Source organism: Erwinia sp. SLM-02 (assembly GCF_037450285.1).
Taxonomy (GTDB): domain Bacteria; phylum Pseudomonadota; class Gammaproteobacteria; order Enterobacterales; family Enterobacteriaceae; genus Erwinia.
Genome location: NZ_JAQISN010000001.1, coordinates 2,664,910 through 2,688,320, shown reverse-complemented (window position 1 = coordinate 2,688,320; position 23,411 = coordinate 2,664,910). Strand labels below are relative to the sequence as shown.

The 23,411-nt window shown below is 57.3% G+C and carries 23 protein-coding genes; 9 read left to right on the top strand and 14 right to left on the bottom strand.

The genetic code is table 11. The annotated features are described in order from the left end of the window. The first annotated feature begins 149 nt into the window (after positions 1–149). The 4 genes from purC (at position 150) to ypfH (ending at position 4,644) form a co-directional block, all read left to right on the top strand. Positions 150–863, top strand: coding sequence for a phosphoribosylaminoimidazolesuccinocarboxamide synthase (gene purC, locus PGH32_RS12420; RefSeq protein WP_314422978.1), 714 nt, complete (start codon positions 150–152; stop codon positions 861–863). A gap of 169 nt (positions 864–1,032) precedes the next feature. Next, positions 1,033–1,890, top strand: a complete 858-nt coding sequence (ypfJ, locus tag PGH32_RS12415; protein WP_314422980.1) for a KPN_02809 family neutral zinc metallopeptidase — start codon at positions 1,033–1,035, stop codon at positions 1,888–1,890. 6 nt (positions 1,891–1,896) lie between these two features. Beyond that, entirely contained in the window at positions 1,897–3,888 is a 1,992-nt protein-coding gene (locus tag PGH32_RS12410) for a tRNA(Met) cytidine acetyltransferase TmcA (RefSeq protein ID WP_337894171.1), read from the top strand. 81 nt (positions 3,889–3,969) lie between these two features. Continuing rightward, positions 3,970–4,644: an esterase gene (gene ypfH / locus PGH32_RS12405; protein WP_337894170.1), complete on the top strand. Its 675-nt coding sequence runs from the start codon at positions 3,970–3,972 to the stop codon at positions 4,642–4,644. 37 nt (positions 4,645–4,681) lie between these two features. Here ypfH and PGH32_RS12400 read toward each other — a convergent pair whose 3' ends face one another. The 5 genes from PGH32_RS12400 to PGH32_RS12380 form a co-directional block, all read right to left on the bottom strand. After that, positions 4,682–4,936 carry a BrnA antitoxin family protein gene (locus tag PGH32_RS12400; protein ID WP_314422989.1) on the bottom strand — a complete coding sequence of 85 codons (255 nt, stop codon included), beginning with the start codon at positions 4,934–4,936 and terminating at the stop codon, positions 4,682–4,684. Continuing rightward, positions 4,930–5,229, bottom strand: coding sequence for a BrnT family toxin (locus tag PGH32_RS12395; protein ID WP_337894169.1), 300 nt, complete (start codon positions 5,227–5,229; stop codon positions 4,930–4,932). The genes PGH32_RS12400 and PGH32_RS12395 overlap by 7 nt, the downstream gene beginning before the upstream one ends. Before the next feature lie 129 nt (positions 5,230–5,358). Then, positions 5,359–5,547: a YpfN family protein gene (locus tag PGH32_RS12390; RefSeq protein ID WP_314422995.1), complete on the bottom strand. Its 189-nt coding sequence runs from the start codon at positions 5,545–5,547 to the stop codon at positions 5,359–5,361. Between the two features lie 18 nt (positions 5,548–5,565). Beyond that, complete coding sequence (gene dapE / locus PGH32_RS12385) at positions 5,566–6,693, bottom strand: succinyl-diaminopimelate desuccinylase (protein ID WP_337894168.1); 1,128 nt, start codon at positions 6,691–6,693, stop codon at positions 5,566–5,568. Between the two features lie 2 nt (positions 6,694–6,695). Beyond that, complete coding sequence (locus PGH32_RS12380; protein ID WP_314423001.1) at positions 6,696–7,079, bottom strand: ArsC family reductase; 384 nt, start codon at positions 7,077–7,079, stop codon at positions 6,696–6,698. Positions 7,080–7,469: 390 nt separating this feature from the next. Here PGH32_RS12380 and PGH32_RS12375 point away from each other — a divergent pair, with 390 nt between their 5' ends. Together PGH32_RS12375 and ypfM are read left to right on the top strand one after the other, a co-directional pair. Then, complete coding sequence (locus tag PGH32_RS12375) at positions 7,470–7,664, top strand: hypothetical protein (RefSeq protein ID WP_314423004.1); 195 nt, start codon at positions 7,470–7,472, stop codon at positions 7,662–7,664. A 175-nt stretch (positions 7,665–7,839) separates the two neighbouring features. Then, on the top strand, positions 7,840–7,899 hold the full coding sequence (gene ypfM, locus PGH32_RS12370) for a protein YpfM (protein ID WP_101505280.1): 60 nt from the start codon (positions 7,840–7,842) through the stop codon (positions 7,897–7,899). A 93-nt stretch (positions 7,900–7,992) separates the two neighbouring features. On the opposite strand, the gene acrD is transcribed toward ypfM, so the two are convergent. The 3 genes from acrD to narQ form a co-directional block, all read right to left on the bottom strand. After that, positions 7,993–11,106 (bottom strand): multidrug efflux RND transporter permease AcrD, encoded by a 3,114-nt coding sequence (gene acrD, locus PGH32_RS12365; protein WP_314423006.1) that lies wholly within the window; start codon positions 11,104–11,106, stop codon positions 7,993–7,995. Positions 11,107–11,338: 232 nt separating this feature from the next. Then, entirely contained in the window at positions 11,339–11,968 is a 630-nt protein-coding gene (locus tag PGH32_RS12360; RefSeq protein ID WP_314423009.1) for a response regulator, read from the bottom strand. Continuing rightward, a complete protein-coding gene (gene narQ / locus PGH32_RS12355; RefSeq protein WP_337894167.1) occupies positions 11,965–13,716 on the bottom strand; it encodes a nitrate/nitrite two-component system sensor histidine kinase NarQ in 1,752 nt (583 codons plus the stop codon). The genes PGH32_RS12360 and narQ overlap by 4 nt, the downstream gene beginning before the upstream one ends. Positions 13,717–13,961: 245 nt before the next feature. Between narQ and PGH32_RS12350 the strand changes: the two genes are divergently transcribed. The 3 genes from PGH32_RS12350 to nudK all read left to right on the top strand — a co-directional run bounded on the left by PGH32_RS12350 (position 13,962) and on the right by nudK (position 16,741). Continuing rightward, a complete protein-coding gene (locus PGH32_RS12350; protein ID WP_123337623.1) occupies positions 13,962–14,237 on the top strand; it encodes a DUF1471 domain-containing protein in 276 nt (91 codons plus the stop codon). 348 nt (positions 14,238–14,585) lie between these two features. After that, positions 14,586–16,052 carry an L-asparagine permease gene (gene ansP / locus PGH32_RS12345; RefSeq protein WP_314423018.1) on the top strand — a complete coding sequence of 489 codons (1,467 nt, stop codon included), beginning with the start codon at positions 14,586–14,588 and terminating at the stop codon, positions 16,050–16,052. Positions 16,053–16,162: 110 nt separating this feature from the next. After that, positions 16,163–16,741 carry a GDP-mannose pyrophosphatase NudK gene (nudK, locus tag PGH32_RS12340; protein ID WP_314423021.1) on the top strand — a complete coding sequence of 193 codons (579 nt, stop codon included), beginning with the start codon at positions 16,163–16,165 and terminating at the stop codon, positions 16,739–16,741. 27 nt (positions 16,742–16,768) lie between these two features. Here the strand turns inward: nudK and PGH32_RS12335 are convergent, their stop codons facing one another. From PGH32_RS12335 to PGH32_RS12310, 6 genes are read right to left on the bottom strand one after another with little or no spacing between them, the layout of a single operon-like run. Beyond that, a complete protein-coding gene (locus PGH32_RS12335; RefSeq protein WP_314423024.1) occupies positions 16,769–17,719 on the bottom strand; it encodes a Csu type fimbrial protein in 951 nt (316 codons plus the stop codon). Then, positions 17,716–20,100, bottom strand: a complete 2,385-nt coding sequence (locus PGH32_RS12330) for a fimbria/pilus outer membrane usher protein (protein WP_337894166.1) — start codon at positions 20,098–20,100, stop codon at positions 17,716–17,718. Before PGH32_RS12330 ends, PGH32_RS12335 begins: the two co-directional genes overlap by 4 nt. Before the next feature lie 2 nt (positions 20,101–20,102). Continuing rightward, positions 20,103–20,888, bottom strand: coding sequence for a fimbrial biogenesis chaperone (locus PGH32_RS12325; RefSeq protein ID WP_337894165.1), 786 nt, complete (start codon positions 20,886–20,888; stop codon positions 20,103–20,105). 5 nt (positions 20,889–20,893) lie between these two features. After that, positions 20,894–21,403 (bottom strand): Csu type fimbrial protein, encoded by a 510-nt coding sequence (locus PGH32_RS12320; RefSeq protein WP_337894164.1) that lies wholly within the window; start codon positions 21,401–21,403, stop codon positions 20,894–20,896. A 5-nt stretch (positions 21,404–21,408) separates the two neighbouring features. Next, on the bottom strand, positions 21,409–21,972 hold the full coding sequence (locus PGH32_RS12315) for a Csu type fimbrial protein (RefSeq protein WP_314423036.1): 564 nt from the start codon (positions 21,970–21,972) through the stop codon (positions 21,409–21,411). Positions 21,973–22,022: 50 nt separating this feature from the next. Continuing rightward, entirely contained in the window at positions 22,023–22,589 is a 567-nt protein-coding gene (locus PGH32_RS12310; RefSeq protein ID WP_337894163.1) for a response regulator transcription factor, read from the bottom strand. Positions 22,590–23,411: the final 822 nt, after the last annotated feature.

Sequence of the window (23,411 nt, the reverse complement as noted above, 5' to 3'; positions counted from 1 at the left end):
GCTGCGTAAACGATTGCTTCGATTTTTTACGCGCAGAACATATAATTCGCCCGGCAGAAAATTTTTAGCGGGTTGCCGCAGGCGGCCCGGACAGTAACCGATCTCTACCCCGTCGATTTTTCAGGGGATACACGTTGGAGTTAAACAAGATGCAAAAGAAAGCTGAGTTGTATCGCGGCAAAGCGAAAACCGTTTACAGCACCGAAAACCCGGATCTGTTGGTACTCGAATTCCGTAACGATACGTCAGCGCTGGACGGTGAGCGTATCGAACAGTTTGATCGTAAAGGAATGATTAACAACAAGTTCAATTATTTCATTATGACCAAACTGCAGGAAGCCGGAATCCCAACCCAGATGGAAGCCCTGCTGTCGGATAACGAAGCGCTGGTGAAAAAACTGGATATGGTGCCGGTTGAATGCGTAGTGCGTAACCGTGCTGCCGGTTCACTGGTGAAGCGTCTGGGCGTGGAAGAGGGTCTGATCCTCAATCCGCCATTGTTTGACCTGTTCCTGAAGAACGATGCCAAACACGATCCGATGATCAACGAATCCTACTGCGAAACCTTCGGCTGGGTCAGCAAAGAAAACCTGGCGAAGATGCGCGATCTGACTTACAAAGCCAACGACGTGCTGAGCAAGCTGTTTGCGGATGCGGGCCTGATCCTCGTGGACTTCAAGCTGGAGTTCGGCCTGTATAAAGGCGAAGTGGTGCTGGGTGATGAGTTCTCACCGGACGGTGCGCGCCTGTGGGATAAAGACACCCTGAACAAGATGGACAAAGACCGCTACCGTCAGAGCCTGGGTGGCCTGATCGAAGCGTATGAAGAAGTGGCAACCCGTCTGGGCGTTAAGCTCGACTAAGCCTCATCGGGGGAAGATAGCCCCTGAAAACGTAGTGTCCTTTAAGGCCAGGTTTACCTGGCCTTTTGTATGATCCCTGCCTGAACTTCACTTTTCTGGTTTTCCGCCTGCCGCCCGACTAAAATCGACTTATTCAGTATGTTGACCCTTAACAGACAAGAGGCCGCCTATGCGTTGGCAGGGACGTCGCGAGAGCGACAATGTGGAAGATCGCCGTAACCAGTCCGGTTCGGCAGGCGGTGGCGGGATCCGGCTTCCGCGCGGCAAGGCCGGTATTATCCTGCTGGTGGTCGTGGTGGGCGCGGGCTTCTTTGGCTACGATTTAACGCCGTTAATCACCGGTGACGGCAGTTCATTAACGCAGCCAGCCAGCCAGCAGCGGGTAGGCGCTAACGATGATGAAGCCGCAAAATTCAGCCGCACCATTTTTGCACTGACCGAAGACACCTGGCAGCAGCTGTTTAAACAGATGGGCGAAACCTGGCGTCCACCGACGCTGGTGATGTACCGTGGCCAGACGTCCACCTCCTGCGGGCGCGGCCAGTCGGCGATGGGGCCGTTCTACTGCCCGGCCGACAGCAAAGTTTATATCGACCTCTCTTTCTACGATGAGATGAAAACAAAACTGCACGCGGGGGGTGAATTCGCCCAGGGCTATGTGATTGCCCATGAGGTGGGTCACCACGTTCAGCACCTGCTGGGCATCGACAGCAAAGTGCGCCAGATGCAGCAGGGTGCCAGCCAGAAAACCGTCAACCAGCTTTCGGTGAAAATGGAACTGCAGGCCGACTGTTTCGCGGGCGTCTGGGGCCACTATATGCAGCAGGAAAACGTACTGGAAACCGGCGATCTGGAGTCTGCACTGAACGCCGCCGAGGCCATTGGTGACGATCGCCTGCAGCAGCAAAGCCAGGGCCGCGTGGTGCCGGACAGCTTCACCCACGGGACGTCGAAGCAGCGCTACAGCTGGTTTAAAAAGGGCTTCGACAGTGGCGATCCCGGCCAGTGCAACACCTTTGCGGGCTGATCGCGGGTGACGGCAACGGAAGCCACCGCACAGCTGCTGCGGCAGGGCTGGCGACGCTTGCTGGTGCTCAGCGGCGAGGCAGAGTGGGCAGATCAGCAGGCGGCAGTCTGGATTGACTCGCTCCCCGGCGACTGGCTGTGGGTGGGCGAAACGCCGCGTAGCGAACTGAACTGCCTGCCGGGCGCGATGCGCACGCTGCTCGGGCGGGAATTTCAGCACGCGGTTTTTGATGCACGCGCAGGATTTCACGCGGAAGCGCTGGCCGCGCTGGCAGGCACCCTGAAAGCGGGGAGCTGGCTGCTGCTGCTGGTGCCGGAGTGGCAACGCTGGCCGCTTCAGGCGGACGCCGACGCACAGCGCTGGAGCGAGAGTGACGCTCCCCTCGCCAGCACGCGCTTTGTGCGACGCCTGCAGCATCTTCTGTTGGCCGATGACCGCGTTGCGGTCTGGCATCAGCAGCAGACACTGAGCCTCTCACGGCTGCCTGACACTCCCGACTGGCGCACCGACAGCCATCAGCAGCAGCGGATCCTCAGCGCATTACTACACAGCGAACCGGGCATCTCCGTGCTGACGGCACCGCGCGGGCGCGGGAAATCCGCGCTGGCGGGGATGCTGGCTGCCCGCTGGCCGGGGCGCTGTCTGGTCACTGCACCTGCCAAAGTTTCGACGGCGGTGCTGGCCGGATTTGCCGGTGAAAACTATGCCTTTATTGCCCCGGATCGCCTGCTGGCCGAAGCCGGGCTGCATCAGGCCGACTGGCTGCTGATTGATGAAGCCGCCGCCATTCCCGCACCGCTGCTGCGGCAGCTGGTCGCCCTGTTTCCCCGCGTGCTGCTCACCACCACCGTACAGGGCTATGAAGGGACCGGGCGCGGTTTCCTGCTCAAGTTCTGCGCCGCGCTGCCGCGGGTGAAGCACTATAAGCTCGATGCGCCGCTGCGCTGGGCGGAAAACGATCCGCTGGAAGAACTGATAGCCGAGGCGCTGCTGTTTGACGACGGCGCTCCTTCGGCTGTTACGGGTGACATGCGCTATCAGGCGCTGGAGCAGGACGACTGGACGCACCAGCCCGATCGCATGGCCGCCGTCTATCGGCTGCTGACCAGTGCCCACTATCGTACCTCGCCGCTGGATCTGCGCCGGATGATGGACGCGCCGGGCATGCATTTTACCGCAGCCGAAGAGAATAACTCCGTGCAGGGCGCGCTGTGGGCCGTCGATGAGGGCGGCCTGTCGGCGGATCTGGCCTGGGCGGTATGGGGCGGATATCGTCGGCCGCGCGGCAATCTGGTGGCGCAGTCGCTGGCGGCGCATGCCGGTCTGCCCGAGGCGGCAATGCTGCGATCGCGGCGCATCAGCCGGATTGCCGTTGCCGCCCCGCGGCGCGGGCAGGGCTGCGGCCAGCGGCTGATCGCACTCTGCCGCGAGCGGGGCGAGGGGCTGGATTTTCTCTCGGTAAGCTTTGGTTTCACCGCCGAGCTGTGGCGATTCTGGCAGCGCTGCGGCTTCCAGCTGGTGCGCTTTGGTACCCAGCGTGAAGCCAGCAGCGGCTGCTATACGGCGATGGCGATCCTGCCGCTCAGCGAGGCCGGTCGGGCGCTGACGGCGCGTGCAGAACGAAGGCTGGAGCGAGAGGGCTACTGGTTAAGTCAGCAGTTGAACGACGAGGCGCTGCCGCTCAACGCGCAGCCGGGCGACTGCCATCTGGATGAGGACGACTGGCGCGAGCTGGCAGGGTTTGCCTGGGCCCACCGGCCGTTTGACGCCAGCCTGGCCGCGCTGGGGCGACTGGCGCAGCTGATGCCGGAACGCGCGCCGCTGCTCTCTGCCGCGCTGCTACAGCGGCAGTCCTCCGCTGAAATCTGCCGCCATCATCGCCTTGCCGGGCGTAAAGCGCTGCTGTTGGCGTGGCGTTCTGAAGCCCGCTCCGCGCTGGCGGTAGCGGATGCTGACCGGGCGCAGCGCTGGCAGCAGCGGGTTATCTTGTTGCAATAAATCCAACATCTCTGTCAAAAATCTGCCGTTTTCTCCAGCGTGAAGAGGCGTATGATCGCCTTATCGAATAAGGAGAGCACCATGAAATACGACCACGTTGTAGTACATAGCCCGTCGCTTCCGGCCACTCAGCTGTTTTTACTGTTTCACGCAGCCGGGGATAAACCGGCGGCGATGGCACAGATCGGTACCGAGTTTGCTAAAGCCTTCCCGCGGGCGCAGGTGGTCAGTATTGGCGCCCCCGAGCCGGACCATGAGTGGTATCGCGCATCGGGCAGCGAAGAGGAGCAGAGCAGCGTTGCCGAAGCCCTGCCGGGGGTTATCGACGCCGTGCGTCAATGCCAGCAGCAGAGCGGCGTCCGTGCCGAAGCTACCGCGCTGATCGGTTTCGCCCAGGGCAGCACGATGATCCTGGAGGCCGTTGCCCGGCACCCGGATCTGGCCGGTCGGGTGGTGGCCTTCAGCGGTCGCTATGCGGCTTTACCGCAGAAAGCGAGCACCCGCACCACCATCCACCTGATCCACGGTGATAATGACGTAGCCATTCCGCTGACGCATGCGGTCGATGCTCAGGAGCGATTAACGGCCATTGGCGGCGACGTTACGCTGGATATCATTGACGATTTGCCGCATGCGGTTGACGACCGGGCCATGCATCTGGCGATTGAGCGGCTGCAGTTTACCGTACCGCGCCGCTACTTTGATGAAGCGCTTGGCGGCGGCCGGCCGGGTGATGAGGTGATTGCGCTGATGTGATGCTATTCAGGCAGGTTAAAGACCTGCCTGAAATTTTTCATTTAATGTCACTTATCATGGCTTCACGAAGAATTTTATTAATACGGGTTTGGTAGCCGGGACCCTGGCTTTCAAGCCAGTGAATTACATCGGCATCAATGCGTATTGTTTTCTGCACTTTACGAGGACGGTAAAATCTACCGCGTTCCGCTGTAGCCCACTCATTATCCGAGAGAACGGGAGCATCCTGGCAGTTAATATCCTCATCTTTGAGCTGCAGTAATCGATCAATTTGATGCTGCTTGGTTACCATTGCTCGTACCTCTTAATCTCTTTTGACACGGCTTTGCGGGCGGAGATGATTCGAATGCGATTTTCACGGTCGGTGCTGACAACCAACAGCAGCGTGCAGCCTCTGACCCTTCCAAGATGCTGCCATCTTTCTTCTTGGTAGTTCTCCGTGTAATCCCTGACCGAAAGGATATCTCGGTCGTCAAAAACTTCGCAGGCCAATTCAAAACTGACGCTATGTTTGTGCAAATTCTGTCTGGCTTTTTCGATATCCCACTCATAGGGGTACCCATTGTGCATGTGTAAAATGGACATCCTTGCTCCATGTAACAACATTCCTGTAACTACAGGATAGGTTGAATTATGAGCATGTCAATAGCGGCTCTGGAAGCGATTCCAGAGCCGTTTGGCGTTTTTCAGATGCAGATTTGAGTGAAGGGCAGGTTACTTCTTCTTCGGCCAGTCGTCTTCATCATCCCACTTGTGGTTGAAGTCGCGATGAGGCGGCAGCTCCGGCTTGTTATCCAGAAACTTTTTATGATCGATGCGCTTCAGGTCTTTATAGACGTTCATCAGAATGCCGACCATCAGCAGGATCACCAGGATCCACCAGTACTCTTTAAAAAATTCCATATCCTCACCTCAGAACGCTTACGCGATCAGCTGTTCCATAATGCGCTGGTACATGCGGCTCAGCAGCTGGAGATCGGCGGCCTTCACGCACTCGTTGATCTTGTGAATGCTGGCGTTCACCGGTCCAAGCTCTACCACCTGCGCGCCCATACGGGCAATAAAGCGCCCGTCAGAGGTACCGCCGGTCGTTTCAAGCTGCGGCCTGATCTCATTATAGTGCTCAACCGCGTTAACCACCGCATCCACCAGCTTGCCGCGTGAAGTCAGGAACGGCTGGCCGGAAAGCTTCCACTCAATGCTGTAGCGCAGCTGGTGGCGATCGAGCAGCTCCTGTACCCGCTGTTTGATCAGCGCATCGGTCAGTTCGGTGCTGAAGCGGAAGTTAAACTGCACGAAGAAATCGCCCGGAATCACGTTGTTGCTGCCGGTCCCCGCCTGCACGTTGGCAATCTGCATGCTGGTAGGGGGGAAGAACTCGTTGCCGCGATCCCATTCGGTAGCGACCAGTTCGTTCAGCGCGGGCAGCGCACGATGCACCGGGTTATCGGCGAGGTGCGGATAGGCCACGTGCCCCTGTACGCCGTGAAGCGTCAGATTGGCGGTAATCGAACCGCGACGACCGTTTTTCACCACGTCGCCGACCACTTCGGTGCTGGAAGGCTCACCGACCAGGCAGTAGTCCAGGCGCTCGTTGCGCGCCATCAGCGCTTCAACCACTTTGACCGTTCCGTTTGTGGCGGAGGCCTCTTCGTCGGAGGTGATCAGGAAGGCCAGGCGACCTTTATGCTGCGGGTGGGCGGCAACAAAGCGCTCGGCGGCAACCACCATCGCTGCCAGCGACCCTTTCATATCCGCCGCGCCGCGACCAAACAGCATGCCGTCGCGGATGGTGGGTTCAAACGGCGGGTTGATCCAGCGGTTGGCATCGCCGGTTGGCACCACGTCGGTGTGTCCGGCAAAGGCCAGCGTTTCGCCCTGACCGCGCCATGCCCAGAAATTCAGGGTATCGCCAAAGTTCATTGGCTCAACGGTAAAACCCAGCGCCTGAAGGCGCGCAATCAGAATGGCCTGGCAACCGGCATCATCCGGGCTGAGGGAAGGGCGACGAATAAGCTGCTGCGTCAACTCAATGACCGGACAATACATAATTAACACTTCTCCTGAATAAACTGCTGATAGGTGGCTTCACTGAAGCCCAGCAGCATAGAGCCGTCCGCGGCGCAGAGCAACGGGCGTTTGATGATTGCGGGCATTGCCAGCATCAGTTCCTGTGCGGCTGCTGCATTATTCACCGCTTCACGCGTCGCCTCGTCCAGTTTGCGCCAGGTGGTGCCGCGCGTGTTCAGCAACGGCTCCCAGCCGAGAACGGCAATAAACTTGCCGAGCAGCGCCGCGTCCAGTCCGTCGGCGCGATAATCGTGGAATTGATAATCCGTATTACTGGCTTCCAGATACCTGCGTGCCTTTTTGATGGTGTCGCAGTTTTTGATGCCGTACATGGTCAGCGTGTTTTGCGTATTTTCAGATGTCATAAAGCTCTACCTGTCATCGGGAAACGTTCAGAGAGGTATTATTCCACAGAATCACACTGTTGGGAGGGCCAGATCGCCTTGTGCATCTCAGATTGGCGTCCGAAAACGCCATCGGGTGGTGATTAACGGATGAACAATTTGCGGAATGAGGCGCGGATGCCGGGCAGGCCACCGGCAGGTTTATCGGTGGTTTTCTTTGCCGATTAATCAGCCCGTTATCACAGATCGCAGAGAGGGCAGAACTTTTGATGCCCCGGGGCAAAACTCAGACACTCGTACCCTTCTGTTTTTTGTGGGATTCATCTATATTCGGAAGAAGGCAAAGCAGGATAATAGCTGCGAGCAAAAAATCTTCAGGGTGAAGGCCCATTATTCAGGAGGAGGGGAACCATGAACTATTTGAAAGAGTCTGCCGTACATACGGTGGAAGAGACCCAGTCCACAATTATTCTCACACGGAAGAAAAAGAGCCGCTGTGACGACTTTGCGCATGTCGTTGAAGCCGTGATGCGTGACTATCCTGATGCCAAAACGCATATCGACAGCGAGAGCGGCGGTTACGACAAAATCATCATCCTCAAGTAACCGGGCTGAGGCCCCCGGCGGGGCCAATGTCTGCTCTTGTACAAATTGTGCGCAATAGCACATATCTTGCAAAATTCCATCCTGAACGGTTTCTTCAATTGCTGTAAATGAGATCTCCGTCTGTTCTTCTCGCCATATTGCTTCTAAAATAGCCCCACAAAAAAGAGAGGCAATGATGATCGACTTAGAACTAGGGAACTGGAAAGACTTTATCGAAGCGATGTTACGTAAGTAATTCGTTCTGCTAGAGAAAAGCGCGGTGGCAAACCAGGTAGCTTTATCTTCAGTAACCCGTATTAAAAAAGGCAGCCATCCGGCTGCCTTTTGTTTATTTAAGCTTTTCTTTTAGTGGGAAGCGCCGCCGCACCAGCATAAAGAACAGCGGCACAAAGAAGATGGCCAGCACCGTGGCTGAAATCATCCCTCCCATTACCCCCGTTCCTACTGCATGCTGGCTGCTGGAGCCTGCACCGCTGCTGGTTGCCATCGGCAGCACGCCGAAGATAAACGCCAGCGAGGTCATCAGGATAGGCCGCAGACGCTGCCGGGATGCTTCAAGTGTCGCCTCAATTAAATCGTGGCCACGCGTGTTCAGTTCATTGGCAAATTCAACGATCAGAATGGCGTTCTTCGCCGACAGCCCGATCACCGTCAGCAGCCCGACCTGGAAGTAAACGTCATTTTCCAGCCCGCGCAGCCAGGTGGCCACCAGCGCGCCGATCACCCCCAGCGGCACCACCAGCATCACCGAGAAGGGAATAGACCAGCTCTCATAGAGGGCGGCCAGGCAGAGGAAGACCACCAGCAGCGAGAGGGCATACAGTGCCGGTGCCTGTGCCCCGGTCATACGCTCCTGCAGTGAGGCACCCGTCCACTGCAGGCCGATGCCGGTGGGCAACTGACTGACCAGATTTTCCATAATGTCCATTGCCGTTCCGTTGCTGACGCCCGCTGCGGATTCCCCGACGATCTCCACCGCCGAATAGCCGTTGTAGCGTTCCAGACGCGGCGAACCGGTTTCCCAGCGCGAGCTGGCGAAGGCGCTGAACGGCACCATCTGCCCGCTGGTGTTTCTGACGTACCATTTGTTGATGTCGTCCGGCAGCATGCGGTATTTCGCCGCCGCCTGAACGTAGACTTTTTTCACCCTGCCGCGATCGAGGAAGTCGTTGACGTAGGTGGACCCCCAGCCGGTTTGCAGCGTGCTGTTAATATCGTCGAGCGACACGCCCAGCGCCTGCGCTTTGCGCTGGTCGATATCGATGCGCAGCTGCGGGCTGTCGTCCAGTCCGTTGTGGCGCACGCGGGTCAGCGACGCATTGTTTTTGGCTTTTTCCAGCAGCGTATCGCGGGCATTCATCAGGGCGGCATGACCCAGCCCGGCGTGATCCTGCAATTCCATATCAAAACCGGCCGAGTTGCCCAGCCCGGTAATGGCGGACGGGCTGCTGGCGATCACGCGGGCTTCAGTGATGTTCTCAAACGCTTTGGTTGCCCGTTCAATGATCGCAAACGAGGAGTTATCGCTGGCTGTACGTTCCTTCCAGTCTTTCAGACGAACGAAAAGACGCGCCACATTCTGCCCGTTACCGCCGGGTCCGGCACCGACGGTGGCAAATACCGACACCACGTTATTTTTCTCTGAGGTCAGATAGTAGTGTTCAACTTTCTGCACCACCTTCATGGTCTGCTGCAGCGTGGAACCGGACGGAAGCTGAACCTGAGTGGTGAAAATCCCGCGATCTTCCAGCGGCAGGAACGAGGTTGGCAGGCGCAGGAACAGGAAGGCCATAATAGCCATCAGTGCCAGATAGAGCACCAGCCAGCGGCCGCCCTTCGCCAGAATGCGCCCGACGCCGCGCTCGTAGCGTTCCGCGTTGCGATTAAACATGCGGTTAAACCAGCCGAAGAATCCACGGCGACCGTGATGATGCCCCTGTTCGAGCGGCTTGAGCAGGGTGGCGCACAGGGCGGGGGTGAGGATCATCGCCACCAGCACCGACAGCACCATGGCCGACACGATGGTGACCGAGAACTGGCGGTAAATTGCTCCAGTGGTGCCGCCGAAGAAGGCCATCGGGATAAAGACCGCCGACAGCACCAGCGCAATACCGACCAGCGCGCCCTGAATCTGGCCCATCGACTTACGCGTGGCCTCTCGCGGCGAGAGCCCTTCTTCACTCATTATTCGTTCAACGTTTTCCACTACCACAATGGCATCATCCACCAGCAGGCCGATTGCCAGCACCATGGCAAACATGGTCAGGGTGTTGATGCTGTAGCCGAAGGCATAGAGCACGCCGAAGGTGCCAAACAGCACCACCGGCACGGCAATGGTCGGGATCAGCGTGGCGCGGAAATTCTGCAGGAACAGATACATCACCAGGAACACCAGCAGGACCGCCTCAAACAGCGTTTTCACCACGTCCTCAATCGACGCCTTAACGAACGGCGTGGTTTCGAATGCGATTTTGGCTTCCAGCCCGTGCGGGAAGTAGTGCGACAGTTCATCAAGGCGGGCGCGAACCAGCGTATCCGTCTGCAGTTCATTCGCGCCGGAAGCCAGCTTCACGCCCAGCCCGGATGCGGCCATGCCGTTATAGCGGCTGAGGTAATCATATTTCTCGGCACCCAGCTCCACCTGGGCCACATCGCCCAGGGTGACCACGGAACCGTCGGTATTAACGCGCAGGGTGATGTCGCGGAACTGCTGTGGGGTTTGCAGCAGCGACTGGGAATTCACGGTGGCGTTCAGCGCCTGCCGGTCAACGGACGGCAGCCCGCCCAGCTGGCCCACGGCGACCTGACTGTTTTGTGATTCAATGGCGCTGACCACATCGCCGGTGGTCAGCGAGTAGTTAATCAATTTGTTGGGATCGAGCCAGATACGCATCGCGTACTGAGATCCGTAGGCATCCACCTGGCCGACGCCGTCAATACGGCTCAGCGGATCCTGGATATTACTGGCCACGTAGTCAGAGATATCCTGCTTGTCCATACTGCCGTCGGTGGACACGAAGGCCACCATCAGAATATTGGTGTCCCCGGTTTTATTCACCGTGACGCCCTGGGACTGCACATCCTGAGGCAGTTTTCGCAGCGCGGTCTGCAGCTGGTTCTGCACCTGCTGGCGCGCTTCATCGGGATTGGTGCCCGCTTCAAAGGTCAGCGTAATGGTGGCCTGGCCGGTATTGCTGCTCTGCGACGACATATACATCAGGTTGTCGATGCCGGTCATGTTCTGCTCGATAACCTGAGTGACGGTATTTTCCAGCGTTTCGGCAGACGCTCCGGGGTAGTTTGCGGTGATACGAACGTTAGGCGGGGCCAGATCGGGATACTGTTCTACCGGTAGCGACATAATCGCCAGGCCGCCGGTAAGGCAGAGAATAATCGCCAGCACCCAGGCAAAAATGGGGCGGTCGATAAAAAAGTTCGCCATTGCAAGCTCCGCAGCTGATTATCGGAATAGAAAGAAAAAGAATTCACCAGCCAGATCCGTTTGGCGCTGAAATGAGGCGTCCGGTGCGGAGCGGATTTATTAACCGATTCAACAGGCTCCATCGATTCACCACTTTACCTGCCTGGCCGATCTAAATCGTGGAGAAATTGAGGAGAAAGTGTAAATTACCGTGGAAAATTACAGGGGTTTATTTACTGCCTGACGCATTATGTCACGGTTGAGACTCCAGCCAGAGCACCGTGGCGGCTACCCGGGAACGCACGTTCAGTTTGCGCAGCAGGCTGCGGATGTGCACTTTTACCGTTTGCTCGGAAATGGACAGGTTCTCCGACACTTCTTTATTCGACAGGCCGCGCGCCACCTCCTTCAGCACGTCCAGTTCGCGGGCGGTGAGAATAGCAAAAGGATTGTCCTGCCAGTCGCGGCCTTCGCGCCAGGGCTGCAGGGTGTCGCTGAAGGCCTGGCCGCCTTCGGCAACGTGAATAATCTGCGCCAGCATCTGCTCCGGCTCGCTGTCCTTGAGCAGGTAGCCGTCAACGCCCGCATCCAGCAGGCTGAAGAAGTCGCTGCGGCTGTCGGAAACGGTCAGGATCACCACCCGGCAGGGGATCGATTCACTGCGCAGTATCTGCAGGGTTTCCAGCCCGGAAAGCCCCTTCATATTGAGATCCAGCAGGACCAGGTCCGGCTGCATTTGCCGCGCCAGCGTCACCGCCTCCGCGCCGTTGCTCGCTTCTGCGACCACCTGAAACCGGCTGTCTAACTGCAAAAGCTGATGTAACCCGCGGCGCATCAGCGGATGATCGTCAACAATCAATACGCGAAAAATAGTCCCGGTCATGCTTCACTCCCTGAGCGTGTGGACGGTGGAACGGCGATGACCGCAGCGGGAAAAACGGTTTCCGTGACCGGCATAAAATGTAATGACACGCAGGTGCCCCCGGTTTCGCTGCGGGTGATGCTCAGCGTGCCGTTCAGCCGTGCCGCACGCTCGCGCATGATGGTCAGCCCGTAATGATCCGGCGGCTCCTGCTGGCTGGCGATACCCACGCCATCGTCAGCGACGGTGAGGGTCAGCTCTCCCTGTTCGCCGCGACGGGTGCTGACGGTAATTTCCTCTGCGTGCGCGTGGCGAATGGCATTCAACAGCGCTTCGCGAACGATCTGCAGCACGTGAATCTGCTGCTGGGCCTGCAGCTGTCCGTCACTATCGCACTGCAGTAAAATGCGCGCGTCGCTTTGCTGGCGTAAAGGCAGCACCACCTGTTCCAGCGCCCGTGCCAGGCTGGCGGGTTCGATGGTCAGCCGGAAGGTGGTCAGCAGTTCGCGCAGCTGCTGATTCGCGGCGACCAGGGCCTGTTCAAACTCGGCCACCACCGACTGCGCCTGCGCGGCGTCCGGGTCCAGCGTTCTTTTCAGTCGGGCAATCTGAATGCGCAGATACGTTAGCGACTGCGCCAGCGAATCGTGCAGCTCGCGGGCAATCGTCGCCCGCTCCTCAAGCAGCAGCAACGTCTGTACCTGCTGCTGTGCCTGCCACAGTTCCAGTGCGTGGATCAGCAGGGAAGCCACACCCTGCATCAGGCGCGGCTCGCTGCTGTGCGCCTGCCAGCGCAGAACGCCACAGGGCTGCGGCTGGTGGCTGAGGTAAAGTGGAATGGAATGCCACGGCAGCTGCGGATCGCTGTGCCCGGCGCTCAGTTCGCCAAAGTCAGGTACGGAAAACGCAATACTGTTCAGTCGTTCATGGCGCCGCACCAGAGCCAGAGTCAGCTGAAACGCTTCGCGGCCCTCCACGCTGCGGCTGAGCCGCTGGGAGCAGGCGTAAAGCAGGGTCAGACGGCGGTTGGCCTGGGTCAGGCTTTCCGTTTTCGCCCGCACGGTTTGCGACATTGCCGTCCACGACTTCTCCAGCTCGCCGGACATGCGGGTAAAGGCCCGGGCCAGCACGCCAAGCTCATTGTCGAGATCGGTACTCAGCGGCGGCAGGGTAAAATGTGTCTGTTCAACGGCTTCGCTGGCGCTCAGCAGCTGCCTGAGCGGCCCGACGATTTTCAGGCGAATATGGCGCAGCGTGAGGATCACCAGCAGGGCGATAGCGGTGAACCCCAGCAGGCAGGTCAGCGCCACAATGCGCATTTTCAGCTCTGCCCAGTGCTGCAGCGCCAGAACAAAGTGGTCAATCTGCGTTACCGAATGGATTATCTGCGTAACACGATCGGCATTTATCTCCGTTTGGTCGGAAATCAGTGAAGGCTGAAGCCGCTGCCAGGAAGAAAGCAGATCGTGATAGCGCTGGCGAACGGCATCGGGAACATAAAACCGGTCGAGCGAGTGTAATGCGGGGGCCATCAGCGTCTGCTGATACTGGCTGATATGCTCAGCCTGCTGAGACGATCGCGAGGTGATGTCCCACGCCAGCCGGTAGCTTTGCATGCGCAGCGAACCGGCAAGATTGATGGCTTCCGCATCGCGCAGGCTACCCGACAGCGTCAGCAGCGCCAGCCCGCTGGAGAAAACCGACAGCAGCACGATAGCGAACAGCGTGCGCGCAATGCTGTGGGTGACGGAGCGTTTTACTGACGGCATGCGGTTGTCCTTAATCTGAATAAGGGTATTGTACCCAAAGCGCTGCGGTATCTGAAGTCAGCCGGGTGTGGGGTGCATTTTCTGTTACATCCGTCTTATTCCGGTACATTCCCTGACACTAGCTGGCGTAAGGCTACGCAGCGCTGACAATGCTTTAATGCTTTTACCCACGCCTCACTCTGCTTTTCATTGTATTGGTAATAATAAATCCCGTAACTAACCCGTACAGTTTGAGGAGCACCATAATGAACAAGACATTACCCGCACTGATCGCGGCGACCTTATTAGCTGCGACCTCGTTCTCTACGCTGGCTGCCACACCGGTTGACGGTAGCCAGGCCATGAATATGCAAAGTATCGGTAGCGTTTCCGTTTCCGGTGTCCGCGGTTCGCTGGATGATGCAACCCATCAGCTGGCAAAAAAAGCGGAGGAGCTTGGAGCCAGCCACTATCGCGTCGTTCGTGCTGATACCCCGGGTGACTCCAGCCTGTGGAGCGGTACCGCAGAGATTTATCGTTAATATTTTTACCCTGTAGCAACCCTGTCCCTGTGTAGTCCCTGTGTAGTCCCTGTGTAGTCCTTAGTGCCATCACTAGCCGGTCGCAAATTGTGACCGGTTTTTTTATGCGCCACTCGACAAAAATTACAAAACCTCACGATTTCGTCCGCGGATTTTTTGCGTCGTTCTGACAGAACGGTTAGGATGCATCGCCACAATTTCCCGAGTGTCTTTAAATATAACTACAGTTCACCGGGTAAGTATCAAAGTTGCGGCAACCGACGCAATCGTTTGGTCGGTGCATAAAAAAATAACAGGATACCAGGACGGGTAACCGCATCACTTGTGGACAGGACAATAGGACAGAAAATGAAAGCTGATAAAGTATCGGGCGCAGAAAAGCGCGCCGCCAAAAGACGTTGGTTAAATTCGCAGGATTCGGGTTATAACAAGGCGATGGACAATCGTCACGTTCAGATGATTGCTATCGGTGGTGCGATCGGTACGGGCCTGTTTCTCGGCGCCGGCGCACGTTTACAGGCCGCCGGTCCCGCGCTGGCCATCGTTTATTTAGTCTGTGGTATCTTCTCCTTCTTCATTTTACGCGCCCTGGGTGAGCTGGTATTACACCGCCCGTCGAGCGGCAGCTTCGTTTCTTACTCCCGCGAATTCCTTGGCGAAAAAGCGTCCTATGTCGCCGGCTGGATGTACTTCGTTAACTGGGCCATGACCGGTATCGTCGATATCACCGCCGTGGCCCTTTACATGCACTACTGGGGCGCGTTCGGTGATGTGCCGCAGTGGGTCTTTGCTCTTGGCGCACTGGCCATCGTGGGCACCATGAACATGATCGGCGTTCGCTGGTTCGCTGAAATGGAATTCTGGTTTGCGCTGATTAAAGTCCTGGCGATTGCCATCTTCCTGGTGGTGGGCGTGGTGTTCCTCGGCAGCGGCAAGCCGCTGGACGGCAACGCGACCGGTTTCCACCTGATCACCGACAACGGCGGGATGTTCCCTAACGGCCTGATGCCGGCGCTGGTGCTGGTGCAGGGTGTGGTCTTTGCCTTCGCCTCTATCGAGCTGGTGGGCACCGCAGCAGGGGAATGTAAAGACCCGAAAACCATGCTGCCTAAAGCCATCAACAGCGTGATCTGGCGTATCGGCCTGTTCTACGTGGGCTCCGTCGTGCTGCTGGTGCTGCTGCTGCCGTGGAATGCCTATCAGGCAGGGCAGAGCCCGTTCGTGACCTTCTTCAGCAAGCTGGGCGTGCCTTACGTAGGCAGCATCATGAACATCGTGGTCCTGACCGCCGCGCTGTCGAGCCTGAACTCGGGCCTGTACGCTACCGGCCGTATTCTGCGCTCCATGTCGATGGGCGGTTCTGCGCCGCAGTTCCTGTCTAAAATGAGCCGTTCTCAGGTGCCGTATGCCGGTATCCTGGTGACCGTCTGCGTTTACATCGTTGGCGTGTACCTGAACTACATCGTTCCTGCCAGCGTGTTTGAGATCGTGCTGAACGTAGCGGCGCTGGGGATTATCTCCTCCTGGGCCTTTATCGTGGTCTGTCAGATGCGCCTGCGCAAAGCCATCAAGGAAGGTAAAGCGGATGACGTCAGCTTCAAGCTGCCGGGTGCGCCGTTCACGTCCTGGCTGACGCTGCTGTTCCTGCTCAGCGTGCTGGTGCTGATGGCGTTCGACTACCCGAACGGGACCTACACCATCGCGTCGATTCCGCTGATTGCCATCTGGCTGACCGCAGGCTGGTTCTTCGTGCGCAAGCGCGCCCAGTCTCTGTCAGAAGAGCAGCATTCCGCAGCGGAAAAATTGATGAAGTAATTCCGTTGTTTCCCGGCCGGTGCCGATTTTAGCCCGGTCGGCGTTTCAGATAGTTTTCCCTCCGTACCCGTTCTATGATGACAGGCTCCCGATACCTTCACGGAGCCTGTATGTCAGCCAAGATCGACATTATCAAAAACAAAATCCTGTCAGAAAACTGGTTCGTCCTGCGTAATTTTACCTACGATTTGACCGCAAAAGACGGCGCGGTGATCCGCCATAAGCGCGAAGTTTACGATCGCGGCAACGGTGCGACGATCCTGCTCTACAACCGTGAGAAAAACAGCGTAGTGCTGACCCGCCAGTTCCGAATTGCGACCTGGGTGAACGGTAATCCCGACGGCATGCTGGTTGAAACCTGCGCCGGGCTGCTGGATAACGACTCCCCCGAGGACTGCATCCGAAAAGAAGCCATTGAAGAAACCGGCTACGCAGTCGGCGAAGTCGAAAAGCTGTTTGAGCTGTTTATGTCACCCGGAGGCGTCACGGAGCTTATCCATTTCTTCGCGGCACAATACAGTGAATCCCAGCGCGACAATGCCGGGGGCGGCGTTGAGGATGAAGATATCGACGTGATGGAAATCCCTTTCCCCGACGCCTGGGCGATGATCAAAGACGGGCGTATTAAAGACGGTAAAACCGTCACGCTGCTCCAGCACGCGCTGATTGCGGGCTGGCTCCACCTTTAATGCGACTCCCCTGAACGCGCATATTCCTCAATAGGTCACCGTGACGGTGACCACATCGCTGTAGGATCCCGCCGGCGGGCTGGCCTGGGTTGGGTTAATCGTCGCCGTATAGTTGATGGTTTGCGATGTGCCGCTGCCGGTCTGGCTGAGATTATTGGTGCTGGTCCAGGCCGCCCCTCCAGCCTGATAAAGCTGGTACTGCAAATAGTTATTTCCGCTGGTGCTGACCATCTGACGCCAGTCACCGCTGGTGGGAGTGGCGCTGGCCAGATTGACGCTGTAGCTGGCATTCAGCGTGCAGCGAACGCTCAGTGCGCTGCTGACGGTTTTAAACTCGGACGGCAGCGCGGCGGAAGCAAATTCCACATCCGGGGCGCTGTCGATGTAGCAGTCATTAATCACCGTCACCGTCACGGTGATGGTTGAGGTGGCATCACCGGTGGTGTAGGCGCACAGGCCCAGCACGCCAAGAAAACAGATACTGTAATGCCAGTTTATCGTCAACGTGTCGGTGTACACCCCCGCCGGAATGTTGATCCCGGCGCTCGACCTCAGATACAGCGGCAGCGTGCTGTCCGGGGCATTAAACAGACCAAGCAGGCCCAGCAGCGAACGTTCGGTCCAGGTAATGGTGCTGCCAACGTTATAGGTGGTCCCGCAGGCGGCATCTTTACACAACGAATAGGGGATCGAAGCACCGGTGGCGCTGTACAGCTGCGGCGATGTCCCAACCGGGTGCTGCGAGCTGCTAATGGTGGCGGTAACGGTATTCTCCGCCAGCAGTGAAACCAGGCTGCCGCTGGTGCAGGCGAAGCCGCTGCCGGTGGTAATGGTTTGCGCGCTGCTGGCAAAGGTAAAGGCGCTGATGCCGCCAAAGGTCGAGGTGCTTGATGAAGCGCTGCAGGCCGCATAGCTCTGAGCGCTTATCAGCAAAAGCAGGCCGGCAAGCACAAGGCGCAGGATCGGGTGCATTTTCATGGCTGTTTTTCCGCTGAAGAAATGTCCGGGCAGACAAAGGTGGCAAACAGGGGGGCGGTTTTTCCCGCCGCATCTATCGTAAATCCGTGACGGCAGCTTCCCTGAGGCCGCTGAACGACGATCTCATTGCTGGCCGCCAGACCGCTGAGCCAGACTTTGCCGCCGTAGCCGACCATGGTGGTTTGCCCGCTGTGGGTTTCCGTCACCGGTGTACCCACTGGCAGCGGCTGCCGTTGTCCGTCGAGCAGCGTCAGGCTGGCTGAACGTACCGTCGTCACCGGGAATTTCACCAGCGTTCCGCTGCCTTCCCGTACCGCCACGCGTGACTCAATCTGTGGAATCGACGTATCCAGCGGCAGATCCAGCGGATCGATAGCCACTTTCGACGGATACCAGGCGCTGACCCAGGGGATCAGTAAGTGGCCGCGATCGTCGGTTTTACCGGTCAGCTGATTTTCAAAGGTCACCGGCACGTCGGGATAGCCGTCGGTGCTGACCAGAATGAAGGCATCGTTGACTTTATTGGTGGCAAACAGCGCGTTATCCATCCAGATAAGTGAACCGCTGAGATCGGCCCACTGGCTGTTATTGTTTGATTCCCCGTAGACGCCGCCGCTCAGCGTGGCCTGGCTGAACTTCCAGCTGGCATCGGCCTGGTAGTAATCGCTGCTGCCGTTGGCATAGGCCAGGTTCCATCCCAGGCCGCCGCTGACCGGCGCGCTGCGATTGAAGTTCACTCGCTCGCTGTAGTCGCCGTTGGTGCTGCGCTGAACGCCGGTGCTGAGGCTGGCCCCCGAATCGAGCGGTACGATCACCTGTACCTGGGCGTTATAGCCCTGTTCGCCCAGCGTTTTATTCAGCGCCAGATAAAGGCTGCTTGAGCCCCACAGACTGCGGCTCCATGACAGGTTAGCCAGCCGGGTGCGGCTGTTATCGCTGGCGCGAATATCGAAATAGCCAAGGCCCACGGTGCCGCCGCCCGCGCCCAGTGGCGCAAAGCTCAGCGTGGCCTGATCCGCCTGACGACTGAGCTGGGTGGCGGTGTCCCAGGTGCTGATATCGCTGTAGTTTTCAGTGCGCTGCAGGTGCTGCATCGCCAGGCCAAACGAGGAAGAGTACCAGGAGTAGCCGACAACGTACTGGGCGCCGTTTTCGTCCGCCCGGCTCTGGCTGACCGCGCTGCTCAGCGTGCCCCAGCGGCCAACCGCCACATCCCCCCCGATACCGCCCAGTTGAAGCCCCGGGCGGCCCTCCGCATGCAGAGACAGGGTGAAACTGTTGTTCAGGCCGTAGCGCCAGATGCCGCTGGCCGCCGCATCGCCGTAGTCCGCGCTGCGGATGCCGTAGTTCTGCCGCAGAGCACCCGCCGTGAAATCGAAATCACTCAGCCCCTCGCGCAGCAGCTGGTTGGAGACATAGAACGGCACGCTGGTGGAAACCTGACGGCCCAGCGCATCGGTGGTGACCACCGTGGCTTCCCCGGCGCCGTTAATATAAGGCACGTTGGTGAGGGTGAATGGCCCGGCGTTAACACTGCTGCTGCTGGCCTTGTAGCCGTTAATAAACAGATCGACGGTGCCGGGCAGGGCGGCGTTGCCTGACCAGTTAATCAGCGGGTAGGTCACCAGATCGGGGCGCACGCTGAAGTTACGCGCCACGCGCACGCCGCCAAGTCGGGTTGAATTGCTCCAGGTCAGCGAGTTATTGATCACGTCACCGGCCTGCCAGGCAATCATATTGGCTTCGTCGTTGTACTTCCACTGCGTGTCATAGCGCAGATAACCCTCGGCGGCATCGTCGCTTTTTCCCGACCACCAGCTGCGCCAGGTTCCGGTATTCGACAGCGCGCCGGCGCTGCCGAACAGGCGCTGTTCAAGCCACGTGGCGGTGTAGCTCTGGCCATTTTCACCGTGCAGGCTGTAGCTGTCGTAGTTCAACAGCAGGCCGGTAGAGCTTTGCGCAGGGGTAAAGCCGAGCAGATTTTTACCCGATATATTCTGCAGCGGCAGCCAGTCGTCAGGCACTTTCAGCGCCAGCTGCTGCTGCATGCTGTCATAGTCGGTTTTCACCTCGGGCAGTCGGGTGACGTCAATCAGCCCGCTCTGGTTGCCAACACGAACATGGTTGCGCGTCAGGGCGCCGGCCTCGACCAGATAGTGCCCGCCGCGAACCTGCACCGGAACGATCTGGTCGTCTGGCTGGCCGTTCACCACCAGCGTCAGGTAGAGCGAATAGCTGTCGGTATTGCTCATCGCCCGCGGTGCGGCGGGGATGGCATCATATTCGGCGGCATACAGGCCGCGGGCATCCGGCATCAGGATGATTGCTATCGCCACCGTCAGCCGGGTCAATTTCAGGGCGGCAGGGGTGCGTTTTTTCATACTCAGTTCGCGGCCTGAATGGCCACCGGGGTTGTATTATCCGCCAGCTGAGCGTAGAGGGTTTGCCCGCCGGAAGGCTGGCGTTTTGCGGGGAGCGGGAACGACATCTTTTGACCCGGCAGTACGTACCCCAGGAAGCCCTCGGCCAGCCGCAGCGAGGCCTGTTCCGGTTTACTGCTGCTTCCCCAAAAGACGTTGCTCAGCCGGGCGTGAACCACGCCCTGATTACGCACGGTAAGCCAGGTTTTTCCCTCGCGCTGGCTTAACGTCCAGCTTAGCTGTGGGCGAGTGGCCGTGCTGGCATCGCGTTTACGGTCCGTGCGCTCCTGCGTCCAGAGCCCGTCGCCGTCAAGGAATAGCGGCAGAAGGTAGCGCATCTGCAGCTGAAGTCCGGCATGCTCCTGCATCTCTTTCGGCAGCGAGCCGGGCAGTTCATCGATGACGATACGGTAGGATTGTTCCCGACCGGCCGGAACGGTGACGGTGCGCATCAGGCGAATGAGCTGGCGCTTTCCCGGCTCTACGGTGGCAAAAGGCGGACTGGCAATAACATCCTGCTGATCGGCATAGCGGTCGCGCTGATCCTGCTGCTGCCAGCCCAGTACGCGAACCTGCAGGCTGACGGGATAGCTGCCGCGATTTTCCAGCCACAGTGCCGAACCCTGCTGGTCAGCTTCGATAACCTGGTACACCGGCCATACCAGCACCGAGCTGGCTGCCAGAGCAAATTGTGAACACAGCGCGGTCAGCCAGAGCGCGCAAAATAACAACCCTGTTTTGAGCTTCATGTTTTTTACCACGTTAAAGTCACGGTAACCGTATCGTTATAGGTGCCGGCGGCCGGAACGGTGCCGGAGGTAAAGAGTCGTGCATATACCGGGAAGGTCTGGGTTGTTGCCGGGAACGAGGCAATGCTCCATGCCAGTGCCCCGGTCCCCCATACGCTGCTGTGGCTGGCATCCCGATAGAGCTGGTATGCCAGCTTATTGCTGCTTGTGCTGTTACTCAGATAGCGAGCGCTGCTGGTGCCGCCGTTCAGGCCGTAGTCGAGAGCCATCGACATGGAAGTGCCCGGCGTACAGGTCACCACCACCGAACCGGCCCCGCTGCTGCTGACCACATCCACATTGCTGCTGAGATCCCCGACGGTGCCGAAATCGACAGTTCCCAACTGGGTACTGCTGGCCGAGGAGCTCCCGAGTATGCAGCCGCTGGTGATGGTGGCTGAAACGGTGAAGGTATCGGTAACGGTGCTGGCAGTGCTACAGGTTGTCACCAGTAGCAGAACGCTACAGAGTCGCACGTTGATTACCAGGCCAGAGTGGCGATCACAGTATCAACATAGGTTCCCGCTGCCGGTGAGGTATTGGAACCCTGATCGGAAGGCAGGATACGACCGTAAATCGGGATATTTTGCGCGGTGCCGTTAGCGGTAAGGCTAATGGTATCGCCGACATCAATCTCGGTTGTGCGCGCGCTGTCGGAGTAGAGGCGATAAGGGACCCGCGTGGTGCCGCTGTCGGATGACACGCTGCGCACCGTACCGTCACCGTACAGGCCACCATCCAGCGTCAGCGTTGGACTTAAGCCTGCGCTACAGGTCACCGTCACGGCTCCGCTGCCGTCAGCACCCGTCACGCTACCGTCAATGGTATATTTCAAATCGGCATACGTACCGAAATCCAGGGTGCCCCATTTATTCGTTCCGGTAGAACCATCACCATTCCCGACGGTACAGGCGGAACCAATAATAACCTGAACTCCTATTTCACCGGTTAATGAACCGGTGGTTGCTGCGGATACCGGTTGAATAGCCGCGCTGCTTAATAATGCCGCAGTTAACGCTGATAATAACAGTTGGTTCTTTTTCATAACTATCCTCATTATCGTAGTGATGCCCATAGGCGTGCTGTGTGTAACAATTAAAAGGAATGATGCTGGACAGATAAATACTTCATCAGCTGCGGCATATCAGCGACGTTAAGCTTTTTCATTAAATTCGTTTTATGGGTATGAATCGTTTTATAACTTACGTTCATCTGCCTGGAAATAGTGATAACCGTCTTGTTTCTTGCCAGTAGCCAGGCAACATTCAGTTCCGCCATGGTTAATGGGGTGCGGCAGGGGAATTCGCTATTAATTTGCGTCCCCAGACGCGGGCTGATCCTGTTTTTAATGCGATCTTGTTGATTTAATGCCGATGTGATTTCAGTCAGCTTATCGCGCTTCGATAAATAGCACTGAACTCCCATGCCGCTCAGGTATTTAACCAGCCCCGGCTCTTCTACGTTGGTGAAGATAATAAGCTTAACTTTTTTCCAGTGATGACGATTATTTCGAATGAATTCTATTCCGGCAATAATATCCATGCCGCTGTCATAAAGTTCTGTGAAAACAATATCGACGTCACCTATCTCCAACAACAGTTGTAAAGCTGAAAATGATTTCAGATTTGCCAACAATAAATAGTTTGAAGATTGACTTACCATTTCGCGTAACCCCGCGGTGACGAATGCATCGGGGTCCAGTAGGGCTACTTTTTTTTCATCATACCGCCGACAACAGGTTAAGCACTGGCGTGCTGACTTGGCTTCTATTTATAAGAACAATTTAGTTATAAAAAATTTTCTTTAACAGCCTTCATCAGTAAAAATTACAAAACGGAGGTTTGTGAAGGTTTGTTGCGTATTTTAAGTGAGAAAATCCTGGGGAAAGATCTTTGTTCGGATTAAAAAACCAGGTGGTGGCCTGCGGGGCGTTTGCTAGCAATACGGTTAACGTAAATTTAAAGAAAACTTTACATTTAAAGCGATAGGAATGTTCCTAGATATAGCAATGGCAGTGTGCGGTAGGTAAAAACAACGTGTCAGTGACGCTGAAGGAGGTGGCGACAGGAATAATTATTAAGCATATTCTGAATTAGATCCAGTCATTCATATAAATAATTAATTAATTTCCGTTACTAATTTGTTGCGTTGGTTTTTTTTATTGATGTGTTTATGTGTGGTTCTTCACGGAGAGGGCAGGACGGTCTGCACGGATGCACTCCCCGCTGTCTAAAAAGTAGTCGAAAGCGGGTTGCGTTAAGGCGAACGTGCTCCCGATATTGGTGAATTGATATCGTTAGTGAGGAGCAATAGTGAGGTGGTTCACAAATTAATTCATTATTTAACGGGTCGAGTGGCGGTTTTTCATTTTTCTGCCCTCGATGAGGGAACGATCGGCATTTATGACATCGTTGCAGGGATTTAACGGGTTAATCTTACCGCTTTCACAGTCCGATAAATCTGATTGAGGTACGGCTTAACACC